The 20,348-nt window shown below is 57.5% G+C and carries 15 protein-coding genes and 1 riboswitch; of the genes, 6 read left to right on the forward strand and 9 right to left on the reverse strand.

The genetic code is table 11. The features are described 5' to 3' along the window. Window positions 1–9: 9 nt before the first annotated feature. Entirely contained in the window at window positions 10–261 is a 252-nt protein-coding gene (gene tusA, locus FT726_RS07445; RefSeq protein ID WP_021508017.1) for a sulfurtransferase TusA, read from the reverse strand. Window positions 262–570: 309 nt separating this feature from the next. Here tusA and FT726_RS07450 point away from each other — a divergent pair, with 309 nt between their 5' ends. Further along, a complete protein-coding gene (locus FT726_RS07450; RefSeq protein ID WP_021508018.1) occupies window positions 571–1,236 on the forward strand; it encodes a 7-cyano-7-deazaguanine/7-aminomethyl-7-deazaguanine transporter in 666 nt (221 codons plus the stop codon). 115 nt (window positions 1,237–1,351) lie between these two features. Next, complete coding sequence (locus FT726_RS07455) at window positions 1,352–1,909, forward strand: DcrB family lipoprotein (RefSeq protein WP_059009882.1); 558 nt, start codon at window positions 1,352–1,354, stop codon at window positions 1,907–1,909. A gap of 84 nt (window positions 1,910–1,993) precedes the next feature. Here the strand turns inward: FT726_RS07455 and glgP are convergent, their stop codons facing one another. The 6 genes from glgP to asd all read right to left on the reverse strand — a co-directional run bounded on the left by glgP (window position 1,994) and on the right by asd (window position 12,895). Then, window positions 1,994–4,441 carry a glycogen phosphorylase gene (glgP, locus tag FT726_RS07460; protein ID WP_346302628.1) on the reverse strand — a complete coding sequence of 816 codons (2,448 nt, stop codon included), beginning with the start codon at window positions 4,439–4,441 and terminating at the stop codon, window positions 1,994–1,996. Window positions 4,442–4,462: 21 nt separating this feature from the next. After that, window positions 4,463–5,896: a glycogen synthase GlgA gene (glgA, locus tag FT726_RS07465; protein WP_058757589.1), complete on the reverse strand. Its 1,434-nt coding sequence runs from the start codon at window positions 5,894–5,896 to the stop codon at window positions 4,463–4,465. Between the two features lie 62 nt (window positions 5,897–5,958). Next, window positions 5,959–7,251: a glucose-1-phosphate adenylyltransferase gene (gene glgC, locus FT726_RS07470; protein ID WP_058757590.1), complete on the reverse strand. Its 1,293-nt coding sequence runs from the start codon at window positions 7,249–7,251 to the stop codon at window positions 5,959–5,961. A gap of 10 nt (window positions 7,252–7,261) precedes the next feature. Further along, window positions 7,262–9,241 carry a glycogen debranching protein GlgX gene (gene glgX / locus FT726_RS07475; protein WP_346302629.1) on the reverse strand — a complete coding sequence of 660 codons (1,980 nt, stop codon included), beginning with the start codon at window positions 9,239–9,241 and terminating at the stop codon, window positions 7,262–7,264. Next, window positions 9,241–11,427: a 1,4-alpha-glucan branching enzyme gene (glgB, locus tag FT726_RS07480; RefSeq protein ID WP_150059134.1), complete on the reverse strand. Its 2,187-nt coding sequence runs from the start codon at window positions 11,425–11,427 to the stop codon at window positions 9,241–9,243. Before glgB ends, glgX begins: the two co-directional genes overlap by 1 nt. A 358-nt stretch (window positions 11,428–11,785) precedes the next feature. Next, window positions 11,786–12,895 carry an aspartate-semialdehyde dehydrogenase gene (gene asd, locus FT726_RS07485; RefSeq protein WP_346302630.1) on the reverse strand — a complete coding sequence of 370 codons (1,110 nt, stop codon included), beginning with the start codon at window positions 12,893–12,895 and terminating at the stop codon, window positions 11,786–11,788. 218 nt (window positions 12,896–13,113) lie between these two features. On the opposite strand from asd, the gene FT726_RS07490 reads away from it, so the two are divergent. Both FT726_RS07490 and FT726_RS07495 read left to right on the forward strand, forming a co-directional pair. After that, on the forward strand, window positions 13,114–13,707 hold the full coding sequence (locus FT726_RS07490) for a YhgN family NAAT transporter (RefSeq protein WP_031279795.1): 594 nt from the start codon (window positions 13,114–13,116) through the stop codon (window positions 13,705–13,707). 197 nt (window positions 13,708–13,904) lie between these two features. Further along, window positions 13,905–14,228, forward strand: coding sequence for a DUF805 domain-containing protein (locus FT726_RS07495; protein WP_215480792.1), 324 nt, complete (start codon window positions 13,905–13,907; stop codon window positions 14,226–14,228). A gap of 301 nt (window positions 14,229–14,529) precedes the next feature. Here the strand turns inward: FT726_RS07495 and panS are convergent, their stop codons facing one another. Both panS and lysC read right to left on the reverse strand, forming a co-directional pair. Then, window positions 14,530–15,453 (reverse strand): ketopantoate/pantoate/pantothenate transporter PanS, encoded by a 924-nt coding sequence (panS, locus tag FT726_RS07500; RefSeq protein ID WP_346302631.1) that lies wholly within the window; start codon window positions 15,451–15,453, stop codon window positions 14,530–14,532. 262 nt (window positions 15,454–15,715) lie between these two features. Beyond that, window positions 15,716–17,071 (reverse strand): lysine-sensitive aspartokinase 3, encoded by a 1,356-nt coding sequence (gene lysC / locus FT726_RS07505; protein ID WP_021508028.1) that lies wholly within the window; start codon window positions 17,069–17,071, stop codon window positions 15,716–15,718. 110 nt (window positions 17,072–17,181) lie between these two features. Further along, a riboswitch (Lysine riboswitch) is annotated at window positions 17,182–17,376 on the reverse strand. 381 nt (window positions 17,377–17,757) lie between these two features. On the opposite strand from lysC, the gene pgi reads away from it, so the two are divergent. Next, window positions 17,758–19,404 (forward strand): glucose-6-phosphate isomerase, encoded by a 1,647-nt coding sequence (gene pgi, locus FT726_RS07510; protein WP_159377400.1) that lies wholly within the window; start codon window positions 17,758–17,760, stop codon window positions 19,402–19,404. 641 nt (window positions 19,405–20,045) lie between these two features. Then, window positions 20,046–20,294: an exopolysaccharide production protein YjbE gene (gene yjbE / locus FT726_RS07515; protein ID WP_021508031.1), complete on the forward strand. Its 249-nt coding sequence runs from the start codon at window positions 20,046–20,048 to the stop codon at window positions 20,292–20,294. The last annotated feature ends 54 nt before the right edge of the window (window positions 20,295–20,348 follow it).

Genomic DNA, 20,348 nt, shown 5'->3' on the forward strand with positions numbered 1-20,348 from the left:
ATGCCGCGATCAGGCATCCGCGCCTTTCTGGATCAGATACTGGTACGGCAGGCTCTCGGTCTGCTGTGCCAGCAGCTGATGCTCCATAAAGCGGCAGAAGCCGGGAATATCACGCGTGGTCGCCGGATCGTCGGCGATGATCAGCAACGTTTCGCCCGCCTGCATGGTACGCACGGTTTTGCGCACCATCATCACCGGCTCCGGGCAGCGCAGCCCAAGCGCATCAAGCGTATGGTCCGCAGCGGAAAAAGGATCGCTCATGATTCTCTGTCTTTATTCAGGGTGGGCGCTCATTCTAACGCGCTACAGCGCGCGCGCAAGGCGAGAACGATTGCGTTAAAATTAACCATTGCATTTGTTGCGCAACACGCTAAGATGCCGTCCGATTTTTTATTAAGCAATACCAGACATCCCCAGGATCGTTGGCTTTTCTGCAAGGCGGCAAGTGCGCGTATCCCCGGGAGCTTACTGAAGTAAGTGACCGGGGTACGCAAGCGCGGCCAACGCAGCAAAAATGCCAACGATGAAGGGGATTGGGTTCCCTCACCCCATTTTTAAAAAAAGGCCTTTATGATCAACTTCTCTGCTCGTCAGCGTATGCATGCGCTATTCTGGCTGTCGCTGTTTCACCTGCTGGTGATTACCTCCAGTAACTATCTGGTGCAGCTGCCGGTCGCGATTTTCGGTTTCCACACCACCTGGGGTGCGTTTAGCTTCCCGTTTATTTTTCTCGCCACCGATCTCACCGTGCGTATTTTTGGCGCACCGCTGGCACGGCGCATTATCCTTGCGGTGATGATTCCGGCGCTGTTTATCTCCTACATCGTGTCGTGCGTGTTTTATCAGGGCGCGTGGCAGGGCTGGGCCTCGCTGCAGGAGGTCAATCTGTTCGTGGCGCGTATCGCCTGCGCCAGTTTTATGGCCTATGCGCTGGGGCAGATCCTTGATGTGCACGTATTTAACCGCCTGCGTAAACTGCCGCAGTGGTGGATTGCGCCTGCCTGCGCCATGTTCCTCGGCAACATCAGCGATACGCTGGCCTTCTTCTTTATCGCCTTTTATAAGAGTCCGGACCCGTTCATGGCCAGCCACTGGGTGGAGATCGCGCTGGTGGATTACAGCTTCAAAGTGCTGATCTGCATGGTTTTCTTCCTGCCTGCTTACGGTGTTCTGCTCAATGCGGCACTTAAGCGCCTGGCGGAACGTTCGGCTCAGCGCCAGATGAATTTCGGCTAATTGAACGTAGACGAAACGCCACGGCACGCTAAGATTTCCTGACAAAGCGCTGATTGCTTTTAAGCACCGATTCCGTTTTGATAACGGCTGATGGAAACCTTACGAAGGGATAAGAATGCGTAACTTAGTGAAATATGCGGGCATCGGCCTGCTGGTGTTAGGCCTGGCGGCGTGTGATCAGAAGAAAGACGACACGGCGGCAAACAGCAACGGCGCCAGCGCCAGTCAGTCAGCACAGACGGTGAACCTGATGGACGGTAAGCTGAGTTTCAGCCTGCCAGCAGGCATGTCGGATAAGAGCGGCAAGCTGGGTTCGGAATCCACCAATATGCACGTGTATGCCGATGAAACCGGCCAGCGCGCGATTATCGTGATTGCGGGCGATCCGACCAGTGAAGCACTGGATGCGCTGGCTCAGCGTCTGGAGCAGCAGCAGCGCAACCGCGATCCGCAGCTGCAGGTGGTGTCGAACAAAGCGGTGACGCTGAAAGACCAGCCGGCACAGCAGCTGGATACGGTAATTTCCGCCAATAACCAGACCTCCTGGTCCTCGGTTATTCTGGCGAAGGTGGACGGTAAACTGCTGACGCTGCAGATCACCCTGCCCGCCGACAATCAGCAGCAGGCGCAGAGCGATGCCGATGCGATTGTGAAGAGCATTACCCTGAAGTAAGTTTGCACCAACGGTAGCGGCGCGATTTATCGCGCGTTGTTAAAAACCGCGCAATGAATTGCGCCGCTACAGAATGTGCCTCGTTTATAACCTCACCGGCGAAATATGCCAGATCTCATCCGCGTACTCCTGAATGGTACGGTCGGCGGAGAAATAACCCATATTGGCGATGTTCAGCGCCGCACGCCGCTGCCACTCTTCCGGCTGGCGATAAAGCTTATCCACCTTATCCTGGGTATCCACATAACTGCGGTAATCCGCCAGCAGCTGATAATGATCGCCAAAGTTGACCAGCGCGTCGAACAGGTTACGGTAGCGCCCTGGCTCCTGCGGGCTGAAGACGCCGCTGGCGATTTGCGTCAGCGCCTGGTGCAGTTCCGCATCCTCTTCATAGTATTTGCGCGGGTTATAGCCCTCAGTGCGCAGCTTCTCCACCTGCGGCGTGGTGTTGCCGAAGATAAAGATATTTTCTGCGCCGACGTGCTCGCGCATCTCCACGTTGGCCCCGTCCAGCGTACCGATGGTCAGCGCGCCGTTTAGCGCAAACTTCATGTTACTGGTGCCGGAGGCTTCGGTGCCGGCGGTAGAGATCTGCTCGGAGAGATCCGCCGCCGGAATGATGATCTGCGCCAGGCTGACGCCGTAGTTAGGGATAAACACCACCTTCAGCTTGTTCTTCACCTGTGGATCGTTGTTGATCACGTTGGCGACATCGTTGATCAGGTGAATGATGTGCTTGGCGACGTAATAGGCCGACGCCGCTTTCCCGGCGAAGATATTAACGCGCGGCACCCACTCTGCGGTCGGATCGGCTTTGATGCGGTTGTAACGCGTGATGACGTGCAGCACGTTCAGCAGCTGATGTTTGTATTCGTGAATACGCTTGATCTGCACGTCGAACAGCGCCTGCGGATCCAGCACGATATCCATATTCTTCGCCACCCACTCCGCGAGGCGCTTCTTGTTGGCGAACTTGGCATCGGCGATCTGTTCAATAAACGCCGGATAGTCAATGTGCGGCACCAGCTCGCTCAGCTGAGCCAGATCGGTACGCCAGGTGCGGCCAATGGCGTCATCCAGCACTTCTGACAAGGCCGGGTTGGCCAGCGCCAGCCAGCGGCGCGGCGTCACGCCGTTGGTTTTATTGCAGAAGCGCCCCGGGAACAGACGGGCAAAATCGGCGAACAGCGACTGCACCATCAGATTAGAGTGCAGCTCCGACACGCCGTTAACTTTGTGGCTAACCACCACCGCCAGCCACGCCATGCGGATGCGGCGACCATCGTTTTCGTCGATGATCGAGATGCGCGCCATCAGATCCCAGTCGTCCGGATAGTAGTCCTGAATGGTCTTCAGGAAGTAGTCATTGATTTCGAAGATGATGCTGAGGTGACGCGGCAGGATCTTGCCGATCATGTCCACCGGCCAGGTCTCCAGCGCTTCGCTCATCAGCGTATGGTTGGTGTACGAGAACACCTGACAGGTGACTTCAAAGGCGTCGTCCCAGGTAAACTTGTGCTCATCAATCAGCAGACGCATCAGCTCGGGAATCGCCAGCACCGGATGGGTATCGTTGAGGTGGATGGCAATTTTGTCGGCCAGATTGTCCCAGGTTTCATGCATCTGCCAGTGGCGATTGAGGATATCCTGCACCGTGGCGGAGACGAGAAAATACTCCTGGCGCAGACGCAGCTCGCGCCCGGAGTAGGTCGAGTCGTCGGGATAGAGCACGCGCGACACGTTCTCCGAGTGGTTTTTATCTTCCACCGCCGCGAAGTAATCGCCCTGATTGAACTTGCCGAGGTTGATTTCGTTACTGGCCTGCGCGCCCCACAGCCGCAGCGTGTTGGTGGCATCGGTGTCGAAGCCAGGGATGATCTGATCGTAGGCCATTGCTACGATCTCTTCGGTCTCAACCCAGCGCACCCTGCTGCCTTCATGCTGCAACCGCCCGCCAAAACGCACTTTGTAGCGGGTGTTAAAGCGCTGGAACTCCCACGGGTTGCCGTACTCCAGCCAGTAATCCGGCGATTCACGCTGCTGGCCGTCAACAATGTTCTGTTTGAACATGCCGTAATCGTAGCGAATGCCGTAGCCGCGTCCGGGCAGGCCCAGCGTGGCCAGCGAGTCGAGGAAGCAGGCCGCCAGCCGGCCAAGACCGCCGTTGCCGAGCCCGGGATCGTTCTCTTCTTCCATCAGCTCGCTGAGGTCGAGTCCCATCTCATCCAGCGCCTGATTGAGATCGTCATAGATGCCCATCGCCAGCAAGGCATTGCCCAGCGTGCGCCCCATCAGAAACTCCATCGACAGGTAATAAACCTGGCGCACATCCTGCGACAGTTGCGCACGGCTGGAGCGCAGCCAGCGCTCCACCATGCGATCGCGTACCGCCAGCAGCGCGGCGTTCAGCCACTCATGCTTGTTGGCGATCGACGGATCTTTACCAATGGTAAACATCAGCTTATAGGCGATTGAGTGCTTGAGGGCGTCAACCGTCAGCGTGGGTGAGGCATAGGTGAAAGGTGCGTTCATATGCGGTATCCCAATCTCTCATTACAGCAAGCGTTGATAAAGATCGCGGTAGGCTTGTGCTGCCACCTGCCAACTAAAATCCATCCCCATCGCCTGGCGCTGAACATAACGCCAGAGTGAAGGACGGGACCATAAAACAAAAGCACGACGAATCGCGCGCAGCAGTGACCAGGCATTGCTGTCTTCGAAGCTGAAGCCGCTGGCCACGCCGTCGGCGAGGTTTTCCAGCGAGCTGTCCTGTACGGTATCCGCCAGTCCACCGGTGCGCCTGACCAGCGGCAGCGTGCCATATTTCAGGCCGTACAACTGCGTCAGACCGCACGGTTCGAAACGGCTGGGCACCATAATGACGTCCGCACCACCGACAATGCGGTGCGAAAACGCTTCGTGATAACCAATTTGCACGCCGACGCTGCCCGGATGTTCAGCGGCTGCGGCGAGGAAGCCCTGCTGCAGTTCCGCATCGCCCTGGCCCAGCAGCACCAGTTGCCCGCCCTGCGCCAGCAGTCCCGGCAGTGCTTCGAGCACCAGATCCAGCCCTTTCTGTTTGGTTAAACGGCTGATAACGCAGAACACCGGCACTTTGTCATCAACCTTCAGCCCCATGGCAATCTGCAGCTGACGTTTATTCTCCGCTTTGCTCTCCAGCGTGTCGCGGTCGTAGCGGGCGGTGAGCAGCAGGTCGTGTGCCGGATCCCAGATGCCGGGATCGACGCCGTTGAGAATCCCGCTCAGCCGTCCTTCGCGCAGCCGCTGCTCCAGCAGCGCTTCCATGCCGTAGCCGAACTCCGGCCGGGTGATCTCCAGCGCATAGGTCGGGCTGACGGCAGTTATATGATCGGCATAAAACAGGCCGGCCTTTAGGTAAGAAATCTGGCCGTAGAATTCCAGCCCGTGCATTTCAAAATAGGCGCGCGGGATCTGGATTTCGTCCAGATGCCGCGCGGAAAACAGCCCCTGATACGCCAGGTTATGCACGGTAAAAACCGTTTTCGCCGGACGTCCGCGTGCGGCGATATAGGCCGGTGCCAGACCGGCGTGCCAGTCGTGCGCGTGCACAATGTCCGGTTGCCAGTAAGTATCCAGCCCGCTGGCCAGCTCAGCCGCCATCCAGCCGAGCAGCGCAAAGCGCAGGTAGTTATCGACATAGGCAAACTGCGACGTATCGTGGTACGGGCTGCCGGGACGATCGTACAGTCCCGGCGCATCAATCAAATATATCCCCACGCCGTTGAAGGGCCCAAACAGCAAGCGGACCGGCCCGGCAAAGGTTTGCAGCTCCGCCACCACTTCGGTATCAGGAATCCCTTTACGCAGATCCGGAAACGCCGGAATCAGCACCCGCGTGTCCATACCTTCGGCAATTTGTGCCTGAGGCAATGCGCCGACGACATCAGCCAGTCCGCCGGTTTTTAGCAGCGGGAAAAGCTCTGAACAGACATGTAAAACCTGCATCCTGAACCCCTATTGTGTTATCGCCCGCGTTCCACGCGGCAATGTTCTTTGCCTTTCGTCACTTACTGACCCGCAGCGGCCAATTTGGCCAGCATGGCGCGCGTCACCAGTACGATGCCCTCTTCTGAACGGTAAAAACGGCGACTATCCTCATCCGGATTTTCGCCAATCACCATGCCTTCCGGAATGACGCAGGCACGGTCTATGACGCAGCGACGCAAACGGCACGATCGCCCGATAACCACATCGGGCAGCAGCACCGCCGAATCAATATTGCAAAACGAGTTAACGCGCACGCGCGGGAACAGCACCGAATTCACCACCACCGAGCCGGAAATAATGCAGCCGCCGGAGACCAGCGAGTTCATGGTCATGCCGTGACTGCCGGATCGATCCTGGACAAATTTGGCCGGCGGCAGCGGCTCCATGTGGGTACGAATCGGCCATTCGTGGTCATACATATCGAGTTCGGGCGTCACCGAGGCCAGATCGAGGTTGGCGCGCCAGTAAGCTTCCAGCGTACCGACGTCGCGCCAGTAAGGTTCCGCGTTTTCGTCGTTCTGTACGCACGACAGCGTGAAGGAGTGCGCGTAGGCTTCGCCGCTGGCGACGATCTTCGGCAGCAGATCTTTACCGAAATCGTGGCTTGAGTCGGCGATCTGCAAATCCTCCTCCAGCAGCTCATAGAGGTAATCGGCGTTGAACACGTAAATGCCCATGCTGGCCAGCGCTTTGCTGTCGTCGCCCGGCATGGACGGCGGCTGCGCCGGTTTCTCAACGAAATCGATTACATTGTTGTCCGCATCGACTGCCATCACGCCAAACGCGGTGGCCTCATGCAGCGGTACGGGCAGACAGGCGATGGTGCACTTGGCGCCACGATCGGCGTGGTCGAGCAGCATGCGCGAGTAATCCATTTTGTAGATGTGATCCCCGGCGAGAATCACGATGTACTGCGCGTTATAGCGGCGAATGATGTCGAGATTCTGCGTGACCGCATCGGCGGTACCGCGATACCAGTGTTCGGTCGAGGCGCGCTGCTGCGCCGGCAGCAGATCGACAAACTCATTCATCTCTTCGTTGAACAAGGACCAGCCGCGCTGAATGTGCTGCGTCAGCGTATGTGACTGATATTGGGTGATGACGCCGATGCGCCGAATCCCGGAGTTGATACAGTTGGAGAGCGCAAAGTCGATGATGCGGAACTTGCCGCCGAAGTGCACGGCAGGCTTGGCGCGTTTGGCGGTAAGATCTTTCAGGCGCGTACCGCGCCCGCCAGCAAGGATCAGGGCAACCGTCTGTGTAGGGAGCTGGCGCGCCAGCATCAGGGGGTCGTTTCTATCTAATTTCACCATGTCTGACTCCTTATGATTGCTTTAGGAACACACACACGCCGTGTGCGGGCCCGTGCCAGACAGTTGTCAGGATGGGGTTATCTTCCCCGGCGAAAGGAGGAATGGCTCGCCATTCTCCGTCTGGTAAGGCAAGGTCACTCACCGAATCCGTGGCGTTTATCGTTAGTAACCAGCGGCCGGAGAGCAGGATCTGCAGTCTGTGCATCCCCTGTTCCCACTCATCCCTTTCCAGTGGTTTGCCGCTGGCATTTAACCACTGCACGTTGTCATCGCCCTCCTGCCACCAGCTGTCCTGCGTCAGCGCGGGAATATGCTGACGCAGCCGGATTAACGCGGCAGTGAAGTCGACCAGTCCAAAATCATCCTGTTGCCAGTTCAGCCAGGTGAGTGGGTTATCCTGACAGTACGCATTATTGTTGCCGTGCTGGCTGTGACCGCGTTCGTCACCGGCCAGCAGCATCGGCGTGCCCTGCGCCAGCAGCAGCGTGGTCAGCAATGCGTGCACGCTGCGCCGCCGCCGCTCGACCACATCGAAGTTGCCCTGCAGCCCTTCAAAACCATGGTTATGGCTGAAATTACTGCTGCTGCCGTCGCGATTATCTTCGCCGTTGGCCCGATTATGCTTCTGGTTATAACTCACCACGTCACGCAGCGTGAAGCCGTCGTGCGCGGTGATCAGATTAATGCTGGCGTGCGGCAGACGCGCCGCGCGCTGAAATACATCGCTGGAGCCGGCAAAGCGGCGGGCAAAATCACCGTTACTCAACTCACCGTGCAGCCAGTAGCGGCGCGCCGTATCGCGAAAGTGGTCGTTCCATTCGGCGAAGCCGGGCGGAAAGTTGCCCACCTGATAGCCGCCGGGCCCGATATCCCAGGGTTCAGCGATCAGCTTCACCTGCGACAGCACCGGACAGGCCTGCATGGCCACAAACAGCGGTGCATCCTGGCGATAATCCGGCGTGCGCCCGAGCACGCTGGCCAGATCGAAACGAAAGCCGTCAACGTGGCAGGTTTGCACCCAGTAACGCAGCGCGCCCAGCGCCCAGTCAAGCACCTGCGGATCGCTGAGGTTCAGCGTATTACCGCAGCCGGTCCAGTTGTGATATTCACCGTTATCGCCCAGCCAGTAATAGCTGGCGTTGTCGACGCCGCGCAGCGACAGTGTCGGGCCAATCTCTTCCAGCTCGGCGCTGTGGTTGAACACCACGTCCAGAATCACTTCAATGCCCGCCGCGTGCAGCGCTTTTACCGCCTGCTGAAACTCCTGCAGCGGCGTCTGGCCCGCTTCACCCGCCGCGTAATGCGGATGCAGCGCCCACAGCGCAAACGGGTTGTAACCCCAGTAGTTGCTCAGGCCGAGCCGTTGCAGGCGCGGCTCGCTGGCAAACGCGGCTATCGGCAGCAGCTCCAGCGCGGTGATGCCCAGCCGGCGCAGATAGCTCACCATAGCAGGATGCCCCAGCGCCGCATATGTCCCGCGTAGCCTTTCCGGAATTTCCGGATGCTGCTGCGTCAGGCCGCGTACGTGTGCCTCGTAAATCACCGTCTTGCCCCACGGCGTGCGCGGCGCACAATCGTCCTGCCAGTCAAAATCGTCGGCGATCACCAGCGATTTGGGCGCAACGCCAGCGCTGTCGGCATCATCCTGCTGCCACTCTCCACCCAGTAGGCGCGCGTCGTCTGGCACCGCGCCGCATACCGCTTTGGCACAGGGATCGACCAGCAGTTTGGCCGGATTGAAACGATGACCGCGCTCTGGCTGCCACGGCCCATGCACGCGGTAGCCATAGCGCTGGCCCGGCTTTAGCGCCGGAACATAGCCATGCCAGATGTCACCGCTGCGCGCCGGCAGAGGAAAACGCTGCTCACTCCCCTGTTCATCAAACAGGCACAGCTCCACCCGCTCCGCGTGACGCGAGAACAGCGTAAAGTTGACGCCGCGCCCGTCATAATGGGCACCCGGCGGTACCGGCTGGCCCGGCTGGAGCATCAATCGCCCTCCCGCACCAGCCACAGCGTGGCGAGCGGCGGCAGCGTCAGGCTTAGCGACTGCGCGCGCCCGTGGCTGGCGATGTCATCGGTATGGACGATACCGTGATTACGCAGATCGCTGCCGTGATAATCATGCTGATCGGTGTTCAGCACTTCGCGCCAGCCGCCGCGCTGATTCACGCCGAAGCGATAGTTGTGGCGCGGCACCGGCGTAAAGTTACTGGCGACAATCAGTTCGTTGCCCTCGCGGTCGCGGCGCACAAACACAAAGACCGAGTTTTCGTGATCGTCGACCACCAGCCACTCGAAGCCGCTGGCATCGAAATCGAGCTGATAGAGCGGCGAAAAGTGGCGATAGCTGTGGTTTAGGTCACGTACCAGTCGCTGCACGCCGTGGTGCCAGTTATCCAGTCCCTCCAGCAGATGCCAGTCGAGGCTGGTGTCGTGGTTCCACTCGCGTCCCTGAGCGAATTCATTGCCCATAAACTGCAGTTTTTTGCCGGGAAAGCCCCACATCCAGCCGTAATAGGCGCGCAGGTTGGCAAACTTCTGCCAGGTATCACCCGGCATGCGGTCGAGGATCGACTTTTTGCCGTGGACCACTTCGTCGTGCGACAGCGGCAGCACAAAGTTTTCCGTGTAGTTGTACAGCATGCCGAAGGTCATCAGCTGATGATGGTAGCGGCGATGCACCGGATCGAGCTTCATGTAGTCGAGGGTGTCGTGCATCCAGCCGAGGTTCCATTTGAACCAGAAGCCCAGGCCGCCATCCTCGGATGGCCGCGTCACGCCGGGATAATCGGTAGACTCTTCCGCCACGCTGATGCTGCCGGGCGCAGCACGGCCCAGCGTGCGGTTGGTATGGCGCAGGAAGGCGATGGCTTCGAGATTTTCACGGCCGCCAAACTGGTTAGGTACCCACTCCCCCTCTTTGCGGCTGTAGTCGCGATAGATCATCGACGCCACCGCATCGACGCGCAGGCCATCAATGCCGAAGCGCTCCATCCAGTACAGCGCATTGCCGGAGAGATAGTTGCTGACCTCGCGCCGGCCAAAGTTGTAGATCAGCGTATTCCAGTCCTGATGGTAGCCTTCGCGCGGATCGCTGTGCTCGTACAGCTCGGTACCGTCGAATTTGGCGAGGCCAAAATCGTCGCTGGGGAAATGGCCCGGCACCCAGTCGAGCAGCACGTTGAGACCCGCCTCGTGGGCAGCGGCGATAAAGTGACGAAACTCATCGCGCGTGCCGAAGCGGCGCGTCGGCGCGTACATGCCGAGTGGCTGATAGCCCCAGCTGCCGTCGAACGGATGCTCGTTGATCGGTAACAGTTCGATATGGGTAAACCCCATCTCTTTGACATAGGGCACCAGCTGTTCGGCCAGCTCTTTGTAACTCAGCCAGAAATTGTTGTCGGTGTGGCGACGCCACGAACCGAGATGCACCTCGTAAATGGAGATCGGCTGGTCAAAGCCGTTGGCGAGCTTGCGCTGTGGCTGCATCTCCAGCTTCGGCGGCAGGCCGCAGATCATCGAGGCGGTCTGCGGGCGCATTTGCGCCTCGAAGGCGAACGGATCGGCTTTGATGCGCATCTGACCGTGCGCATCAATGATCTCGAATTTATACAGCTGGCCGTTAACCGCGCCGGGGACAAACAGCTCCCAGATGCCGAGTTCGCGGCGGAAACGCATCGGATGGCGGCGGCCATCCCAGAAGTTAAACTCGCCTACCACCGAAACGCGCTGCGCGTTCGGGGCCCAGACGGCGAAGCGCGTGCCGGCAACGCCATCAATGGTGGTGCCGTGCGCGCCGAGCGTTTCATACGGCCGCAGGTGCGTGCCTTCGGCCAGCAGCCAGGCATCCATCTCCGCCAGCAACGGGCCAAAGCGGTAGGCATCGTCGATCAGGTTTTGCTGGCCGTGCCAGTTGACTGCCAGCTGGTAGCGAAACAGGTTTTTACGGCGCGGGATCACGCCGCTGAAGAAGCCGCGCGAATCAAGACATTTAAGCTGGGCGCATTTGCGGCCGGTGTTGGTTTCAATCACCCAGACTTCGGATGCATCCGGTAACAGCGCACGCACTTCAAGACCTTGTGTGGTCTGGTGCATCCCCAGTACTGAGAAGGGGTCGGCATAATTCCCGGCGAAAAGGGCATTGATCGCATGGCGATCGGGAAGCTCTGACATGACTTTCTTCCTATGATTTTTTGCGCAGGCGACCGGAGAGACAGGATTGTCGCTATAGGTGCGCTGCTTTTCATGAGCCATACATACAGCAGCAAGGAAGGACACCCTCCGTGGGAAAGATCCTGGCCGTGTACAACAACTATTCCATTCGCAAAGTAAAAACAGTTAACAACCGGCACATCACTGTTAAATCATAGCTTGGGGTTGGCAGAAGCCAGGGTGGAACGCAAAAAATTGTTATCGGGCGAGCAAAAAGGGGAAGCTGATCACTTGTCGGGCGCAATTTGGGTTAAGTTTTGCACTCCCGTGGAAAGAAAAAAGGCCGGGAAACCCCGGCCTGTCTGGATTCGCGCTGCGCTTAGTCGATCAGCAAACGCAGCATGCGACGCAGCGGTTCGGCAGCGCCCCACAGTAACTGATCGCCGACGGTGAAGGCCGACAGATACTCCGGCCCCATGTTCAGCTTACGCAGACGGCCCACCGGCGTGGTCAGCGTACCGGTCACCGCAGCAGGCGTCAGTTCACGCATGGTAATGTCGCGATCGTTCGGCACCACTTTCACCCACTCGTTGTGCGCGGCCAGCAGCTGTTCGATTTCGTTCAGCGGCACATCTTTTTTCAGCTTCAACGTGAACGCCTGACTGTGGCAGCGCAGCGCGCCGACGCGCACGCACAGGCCATCGACCGGAATGGTGTGACGGGTCGAGAGAATTTTGTTGGTCTCCGCCTGGCCTTTCCACTCTTCGCGGCTCTGGCCGTTGTCCAGCTGCTTGTCGATCCACGGGATCAGGCTGCCGGCCAGCGGTACGCCGAAGTTGTCGGTCGGCAGCGTGCCGGAACGGGTAAAATCAGTCACGCTGCGCTCGATGTCGAGAATGGCGGAGGCCGGGTTTTGCAGCGAAGTCGCAACGTGGTCGTGCAGCATGCCCATCTGGGTCAGCAGTTCGCGCATATGGCGCGCGCCGCCGCCGGAAGCCGCCTGATACGTCGCGACGGAGGCCCACTCGACCAGGTCGTTAGCGAACAGTCCGCCCAGCGACATCAGCATCAGGCTGACGGTGCAGTTACCGCCGACAAAGGTTTTGATGCCGCTGTCGAGGCCCTGACGAATCACCTGATGGTTGACCGGATCAAGAATAATGATGGCGTCATCTTTCATGCGCAGCGTGGAGGCCGCATCAATCCAGTAGCCCTGCCAGCCGCTCTCGCGCAGCTTCAGGTAGACTTCACTGGTATAATCGCCGCCCTGGCAGGTGATGATGATATCCAGCGCCTTCAGCGCCTCAATATCAAACGCATCCTGCAGCGCACCGGTCGACTTACCGCCAAACGTCGGCGCAGCCTGACCCAGTTGCGAAGTGGAGAAGAAGACCGGATTGATCACATCGAAATCGCGTTCTTCGCTCATACGTGACATCAGCACAGAGCCGACCATGCCACGCCAACCAATAAAACCTACATTCTTCATTTTCTGTCCGTCTCAGGAACTCGGGCCGGGGCCTGGGTGGTGCGAAAAAAGACCAGCGCCAGCAACGCGCCAGTCTGCGTAATAATCAGGTTTACCTATGACCCACAACTCTACAAAATGCAGCACTTCTGGCAAGTGAATTAATTCGATTGCGCTAACTTTTTCAGCAGTACAACTTATAACGGCTGTGGCCGACCTGAAGGGATGGTTTACCTCTGATGACTGAAATGATATCCGCGACCATATTGTTGCTGTTGATTATGGACCCGCTGGGCAACCTGCCGATTTTCATGTCGGTGCTGAAGCACCTGGAGCCGAAGCGCCGCCGCGTAGTGCTGATGCGCGAGATGCTGATCGCCTTGATTCTGATGCTGCTGTTCCTGTTCGCCGGTGAACGCATCCTGGCGTTTCTTAATCTGCGCACCGAAACGGTGTCGATTTCCGGCGGCATCATTCTGTTTTTGATCGCCATTCGCATGATTTTCCCGTCCGGCGAGACCAGCACCAGCGGCCTGCCCGCCGGCGAAGAGCCGTTCCTGGTGCCGCTGGCGATCCCGCTGGTCGCCGGGCCCTCGCTGCTCGCCACCCTGATGCTGCTGTCACATCAGTATCCCAATCAGATGACGCACCTGGTCGGCGCCCTGCTGATTGCCTGGGGCGTCACGGTAGTGATTCTGCTGATGTCCGGCCTGTTCCTGCGCCTGCTGGGGGATAAAGGCGTCAACGCGCTGGAGCGATTAATGGGTTTGATCCTGATTATGCTGGCGACGCAGATGTTCCTGGACGGGATTCGGGTTTACCTGAAGCTATAGCGTTTCGCATGGTGGCGGCGCTAATTAATAATACCAGGAATGGCATGATTCAACACATGTTATTGCCTGGTATTTAATAGACAACATTCAGGTTCACAACACGCGTTATCCGTTTTATCGTAAAATCTCTACTTTACGTGTTTTTCGACGGTGAACAGCTTGCTGTCTCTCATCATTTTTGTGGTGGTTAGAATAAAATGGCGTTGACTCTCTTATTAACATCCATAAAGAATGGATTGATTAAGACATTTGATTATAGTGGCAAAGATAGCCGCTTATGCTACATCATTTTTATGATGTTCCAGATTATCTGGTTTTGTTGTTATCTCAGTGTGTTCGCTTCACCCACGAATGAAATAGCATGGATTCCTTTACTGCTTTTCGTTCTGCCATCGCTGGCTTGTGGCAGCAGAAGAATAAACGATGCGGGATATTCACGGGGAGTATTTATTCTTTTGATCGTTGCGCCTTATTTACTGTTTCCTTTTCTGGCTTTTCCTGCATCAGTAAAAAAAGAATAAATCGGGCTGGCCCGTGTAGGGGTTCCTGGTGCTTGCATATTTATATGAGGTGAGGATTAGTGCGCCAGTGGAATATTTTTGAATGACTATTTATGACGCCACGCTGCCCGTTGAGTGTTTGCGGTCGCCATGAATGGCGACCCTACAAGGTTATTGCGCGTTTTTGCAGAGGGCGCATTTATTGCGCCCTCTGCAAGGTTATCGCGTGTTTTTTGTAGGGTGCGCATTTATGCGCACCGGCATCAACAGGTCGATGGTGAGTAACCGATCGCCATTGATGACCACCGGTACGCATGCCCCGTTATTTCTGCTTCTTCTCAATCGTTTTACCCGACCAGTAACCCGCCAGCAGCGAACCGGAGAGGTTGTGCCACACCGAGAACAGTGCGCCGGGCAGTGCGGCCAGCGGTGAGAAGTACAGTTTGCCTAGCGTGGCCGCCAGTCCGGAGTTCTGCATACCGACTTCCAGCGCCAGCGTGCGGCAGGTGGATTCGTCAAAGCCAAACAGCTTGCCACCCCAGTAGCCGCCGAGCAGCCCAATGGCGTTGTGCAGGATCACCGCCGCGATCACCATCAGCCCTACCGAGCCGATAAAGCCCTGGCTACCGGCGACCACCGCGCTAATGATCAGCAGAATACACACCATCGAAAACGCCGGCAGATACGGCTCAACGCGGCGCACCACGCTGTTCATGGAGTGGTGAATAATCAGGCCAATCCCAATCGGGATCACCACGATTTTGACGATGCTGAGCAGCATGCCCACCACATCGACCTGAATGTGGGTATCTACGTAGAAGCGCGTCAGCAACGGCGTCGCGAACACGCCCACCAGCGCCGAAACCGACGAGATGGTCACCGACAGCGCCACATCGCCCTTCGCCAGATAAATCATCACGTTCGAGGCTGTCCCGCTGGCCACGCTGCCGACCAGGATCATCCCGGCGGCCAGATCCGGCGGCATCTGGAACAGTTTCGCCAGCGCCCAGGCCGCCAGCGGCATCACCAGATAGTGCAGGAACGTGCCGGCAACCACCGGCGCCGGACGCACCAGCACGCGTTTAAAATCATCAATGTTGAGCGTCACGCCCATGCCGAACATGATCAGCATCAGCAGGTAGGTTACCCACGGCCCGATGCCGAGGAAGGTGGACGGCGAATAATAGGCTGCAACGGACAGCAGTACGGCCCAGAGCGGAAACAGGCGGGTGAGTTTGGCGAGCATGAAGAAATGTCCTTAGCGTTTTACTTAATTGGTTTTTTGCCACAGATGAAAAGGCGTGCGGGGAACGACCGCAGCGACCTGCGCCGGATCATAACATTTCATTATCATAAGCGTGGCCGACGACAGAAAATGCCTATCGGCTGCTAAAGATCGCCGGGCAGACACGGGCATTCCGCTGGCATTTGTCCGAAATAGCGTCAGGCTGAACGGCAGAGATAAAAAAAGCCGGACATTGTCCGGCTTCAGGTAACTTACGCGTCAATTAAGATTCGAACAGATTCTTATGCAGCGCGCGCACCACTTCTTCCGCATCCGGCGTTGGCACCAGGAAGCACAGGTTGTAGCTGCTTGCGCCGTAGCAAATCATGCGCAGGTTAAACGGCTCCAGCGCGCCGAACACCTCTTTGCCGACGCCGCAGGCTTTCGACAGATTGTTGCCGATGATCGCCACCAGCGCCAGATTCTCTTCCACTTCCACCCGGCACAGGGAAGAGAGCTCGGTCAGCAGCGCCTGGGTCAGCAGACTGTCGGCGGTGCTGGTCGAACCGGTGGTATCCAGCGTCAGCGCCACGCTCACTTCCGAGGTGGTAACCAGATCAACCGAAATACTGTGGCGTGCCAGGATAGCAAACACTTCCGCCAGGAAGCCGTGCGCGTGCAGCATGTTCAGGCTGTGCAGCGTCAGCAGCGTCTGTTTGCGCCGCAGTGCCAGCGCGCGGAACAGCGGCGGATTTTTAGTCTCGTTGCAGACGCGCGTGCCGCCCGCCGCCGGATCTTTGCTTGAGCCGACAAACACCGGAATATCACTGCGCACCGCCGGCAGCAGCGTCGCCGGATGCAGCACTTTCGCGCCGAAGATTGCCATCTCCGCCGCTTCTTCAAAGGTGATCTCTTCGATGCGTTTCGCCTGCGGCACCACGCGCGGGTCGGTGGTGTAGATGCCCGCCACGTCGGTCCAGATATCCACGCGCGTCGCCTGCAGCGCTTCGCCGAGCAGCGCAGCGGTGTAATCGCTGCCGCCACGGCCGAGCGTGGTGGTGCGACCTTTGCCTTCGCTGCCGATGAAGCCCTGCGTGATCACCAGCGCTTCTGCGGTGCGCGGCTGCAGCTGAGCCGCTGCCAGCGTTTTCAGCTCGGCTACGTCCGGCTCGGCGCGGCCGAAACGGTCGCTGGTGCGCATCACTTTGCGGACGTCAAACCACTCGGCATTCACCTGGCGCTCGCGCAGGATCTCCACGAACAGCAGGCTCGACATCAGTTCGCCGTGGCTCACCAGCTCATCGGTCAGCGCAGTCGAACGGGCTAATGCCGCCGCTTCCGCCAGCATGATGATGTTCTCCAGCATGCGATCAATCTCCTGACGGATGACGTCCGGCGACTGCAGGCGATCGATGATGGCATATTGAATGGTGCGGATTTGATCCAGCAGATAAGCGCGCTGCTCGAGTTCCTGGCCTTCAGCCAGCGAAACCAGCAGGTTAGTCACGCCCGCCGAGGCAGAGAGCACCACCAGACGGGTATTGGCATCAGACAGCACGACGTCCGCGCTGCGGTTCATGGCATCGAAATCGGCAACGCTGGTGCCGCCAAATTTTGCCACGATCAACGATTGAGACATGTAACAAAACCTCGTGTCAGGTTATCTCCTCCCATTCGCGGAAGAGAAGATCGGGTAACAGCCTTGGCACAAGAGAAGAGCAGAATTGGACAGACAAGATCAGGAGATGAGTCACCAAAAGCACTTCACCTTGCGAAACGTCCGACTGCGGACGCTTCTGGTGACAACCCAGAGGATTCAGCCCCTGCAGCCGACAGCACAACACTCCGCGTGTTGCACCACCTCGGCGTCGCACCCCCTGATGTGTTCTCGCTGGATACGGATCCTCAAACACACTGCCTGGGCGACGCGCCTCTTCTGGCTTGCACCCGGAGGTGCAAGTCGCGCGCACAAAATACTGATTAATTGTTCCGCTGTCCAGCCTTGCGGCGCCGGGAAAATTCATTTTTACACTTATGCAGCGCATTGCTAAACAAACCCGGCAGCCGCCAGCCGCCTAAAGTAGTCAGCGGTGCGAAAAAACCGGTGTTTTGCTGATGCCGCGCAGAGTAATGCGCGGCGAACCGGCCGACAATCGCCGCCGGATTTACCTGAAACGCTGCGGCTGGCGTCACAAATTTTTTCCTTTCAGTTGCAACTGTGGTCATACTGAAACGCGTGCAAGCCGTAACAAATGCTCAGCATGCCGGGCCAGACAGGATGCGCCCGGATGGAATGACGGTTCTTATATCAACAAGAGTGTTGCCATGAAAAATATCAACCCGACACAAACCGCAGCCTGGAAAGCGCTGCAGCAGCATTTTGATCAGATGAAATCGGTAGAGATTGCCGACCTGTTTGCGCAGGATGCCGATCGTTTTGCGAAATTCTCTGCCACCTTTGATGATCAGATGCTGGTGGATTTCTCAAAAAACCGCATCACCCAGGAAACCCTCGACAAACTCCAGGCGCTGGCGAAAGAGACCGATCTGGCGGGCGCCATCAAATCCATGTTCTCCGGTGAGAAGATTAACCGCACCGAAGATCGCGCCGTGCTGCACGTGGCCCTGCGCAACCGCAGCAACACACCAATCCTCGTGGATGGCAAAGATGTAATGCCGGAAGTGAACGCGGTGCTGGCGAAGATGAAAGCCTTCTCAGAACGCATCATCAGCGGCGAGTGGAAAGGCTACACCGGCAAGCCGATTACAGATGTGGTGAACATCGGTATCGGCGGTTCAGACCTCGGCCCGTTCATGGTGACCGAAGCGCTGCGTCCGTATAAAAACCACCTCAACATGCATTTTGTTTCCAACGTTGATGGCACGCACATTGCCGAAACGCTGAAACCGCTTAGCCCGGAAACCACGCTGTTCCTCGTGGCGTCGAAAACCTTTACCACGCAGGAAACCATGACCAACGCCCACAGCGCGCGCGACTGGTTCCTGAACACCGCCGGCGATCAGCAGCACGTGGCGAAGCACTTTGCCGCGCTCTCAACCAACGCGAAAGCGGTCGGCGAATTTGGTATTGATACCGCCAACATGTTCGAGTTCTGGGACTGGGTCGGTGGCCGCTACTCACTGTGGTCCGCCATCGGTCTGTCGATCATCCTGTCCATTGGCTTCGAAAACTTCGAACAGCTGCTGAGCGGCGCGCATGCCATGGACCAGCACTTCGCGAACACGCCAGCGGAGCAAAACCTGCCGGTGCTGCTGGCGCTGATTGGTATCTGGTACAACAACTTCTTCGGTGCCGAAACCGAAGCAATTCTGCCGTACGACCAGTACATGCACCGGTTTGCCGCTTACTTCCAGCAGGGCAACATGGAGTCCAACGGTAAGTACGTCGACCGCGACGGCAATCCGGTGGATTACCAGACCGGCCCGATTATCTGGGGTGAGCCCGGCACCAACGGACAGCACGCGTTTTATCAGCTGATTCATCAGGGTACCAAGCTGATTCCATGCGACTTCATTGCGCCGGCGCAGACCCACAATGCGCTGGCCGATCACCACCAGAAGCTGCTTTCCAACTTCTTTGCGCAGACCGAAGCGCTGGCGTTTGGTAAAGCCCGTGACGTGGTAGAGAAAGAGTTTACCGATGCCGGGAAATCAGCGGAGTCCGTCGCGCATATCGTGCCGTTCAAGGTGTTTGAAGGTAACCGTCCGACCAACTCGATTCTGCTGCGTGAAATCACCCCGTTCAGCCTCGGCGCGCTGATTGCGCTGTACGAGCACAAGATCTTCACTCAGGGCGCGATCCTCAACATCTTCACCTTTGATCAGTGGGGCGTTGAGCTCGGCAAACAGCTGGCTAACCGTATTCTGCCGGAGCTGGAAAATGACGCGCCAATTAACAGCCACGATAGCTCCACCAATGGCTTAATTAATCGCTATAAATCCTGGCGTTAATTCACCACTCAGGTTCATCAGGCGGCAGCTCCTGCCGCCTTTTTTCTGCCCCGATTTACCGATCCCGCTGAAATAAGCCGGTTTCACTGCTGCGCTGCGGTTAGAAAATTCTTAAAATGCCCTAAGGAAAATCGGAAGATGCCAGGATTGCCAGCCGGTTCATTGGGTAAAAAATGGATCTGATTTTGCCGCCATGCTTACCTAAGTGACTGATTAATTTTTCCTTTCTATTTTACTGCCTTCAGGAAAATCTGATTATTCCTATTCCGTGCCATTTTTTAATGCAAAAGTGAAAAATGCTGCTGTGCTATAACGTCCTGCGCAAATATTCCAGCCAGCGAAAAAAGCGCAATTAAAAAAAGCAGCTAACGCCAATTCGCCTTATTTATCACCAGAAATGTCCTGCTTAATCCCCCTCTTTTTCTGGCGCTGAACTCTGGTAATTTGTTGCCCTATACTGAACGCGCCTTCAAGGCTGCCCTGAATACTTCCCCGCTGTCGCCCGGCGGCCCGGGAAACATTATTGCGCGCTGACCACGGTTAGCCAGCTGCATGCGGCCCAGCGGCCATCGGACGGCAGCGTACGGTATGACGGGTAATATCCTTCATTCACGTTTTATCAAGATGCAGGAAACGTTGTTATGAAAAAACTGATGGTTGCCGGTGCAGCCTTACTTTACGTTGCCGTTTCTTCCGCTGCGATTGCCGCACCGGAAGAAGCCGGTGCTGCAGCAGGCGCGCAGGCGGGAGCAATCTCGACCGGTGCGACCACCGCTGTGGGTATCGGCGCACTCGGTGCGTTAGTGGGTCTCGGCGTTGCCGCTGCTGGCGGTGGCGACGGTGCAAATACCGGTACAACAACCACTACCACAACGAGCACCACTCGTTGATGTAGCACCTTTAAACATAACCACACAGTCGTGTGGTTATTTTTTGTTTTTTTG

The organism is Pantoea sp. Morm (assembly GCF_016643525.1).
Lineage (GTDB): Bacteria > Pseudomonadota > Gammaproteobacteria > Enterobacterales > Enterobacteriaceae > Pantoea > Pantoea dispersa.

Bases quoted from the DNA above. Each gene is read 5' to 3' on its own strand.
- pgi (WP_159377400.1), top strand. From the start codon at position 17,758: ATGAAAAATATCAACCCGACACAAACCGCAGCCTGGAAAGCGCTGCAG.
- asd (WP_346302630.1), bottom strand. From the start codon at position 12,895: ATGAAGAATGTAGGTTTTATTGGTTGGCGTGGCATGGTCGGCTCTGTG.
- FT726_RS07455 (WP_059009882.1), top strand. From the start codon at position 1,352: ATGCGTAACTTAGTGAAATATGCGGGCATCGGCCTGCTGGTGTTAGGC.
- glgA (WP_058757589.1), bottom strand. From the start codon at position 5,896: ATGCAGGTTTTACATGTCTGTTCAGAGCTTTTCCCGCTGCTAAAAACC.
- glgB (WP_150059134.1), bottom strand. From the start codon at position 11,427: ATGTCAGAGCTTCCCGATCGCCATGCGATCAATGCCCTTTTCGCCGGG.
- FT726_RS07495 (WP_215480792.1), top strand. From the start codon at position 13,905: ATGGCGTTGACTCTCTTATTAACATCCATAAAGAATGGATTGATTAAG.
- FT726_RS07490 (WP_031279795.1), top strand. From the start codon at position 13,114: ATGACTGAAATGATATCCGCGACCATATTGTTGCTGTTGATTATGGAC.
- glgP (WP_346302628.1), bottom strand. From the start codon at position 4,441: ATGAACGCACCTTTCACCTATGCCTCACCCACGCTGACGGTTGACGCC.
- tusA (WP_021508017.1), bottom strand. From the start codon at position 261: ATGAGCGATCCTTTTTCCGCTGCGGACCATACGCTTGATGCGCTTGGG.
- FT726_RS07450 (WP_021508018.1), top strand. From the start codon at position 571: ATGATCAACTTCTCTGCTCGTCAGCGTATGCATGCGCTATTCTGGCTG.
- panS (WP_346302631.1), bottom strand. From the start codon at position 15,453: ATGCTCGCCAAACTCACCCGCCTGTTTCCGCTCTGGGCCGTACTGCTG.
- yjbE (WP_021508031.1), top strand. From the start codon at position 20,046: ATGAAAAAACTGATGGTTGCCGGTGCAGCCTTACTTTACGTTGCCGTT.
- glgX (WP_346302629.1), bottom strand. From the start codon at position 9,241: ATGCTCCAGCCGGGCCAGCCGGTACCGCCGGGTGCCCATTATGACGGG.
- glgC (WP_058757590.1), bottom strand. From the start codon at position 7,251: ATGGTGAAATTAGATAGAAACGACCCCCTGATGCTGGCGCGCCAGCTC.
- lysC (WP_021508028.1), bottom strand. From the start codon at position 17,071: ATGTCTCAATCGTTGATCGTGGCAAAATTTGGCGGCACCAGCGTTGCC.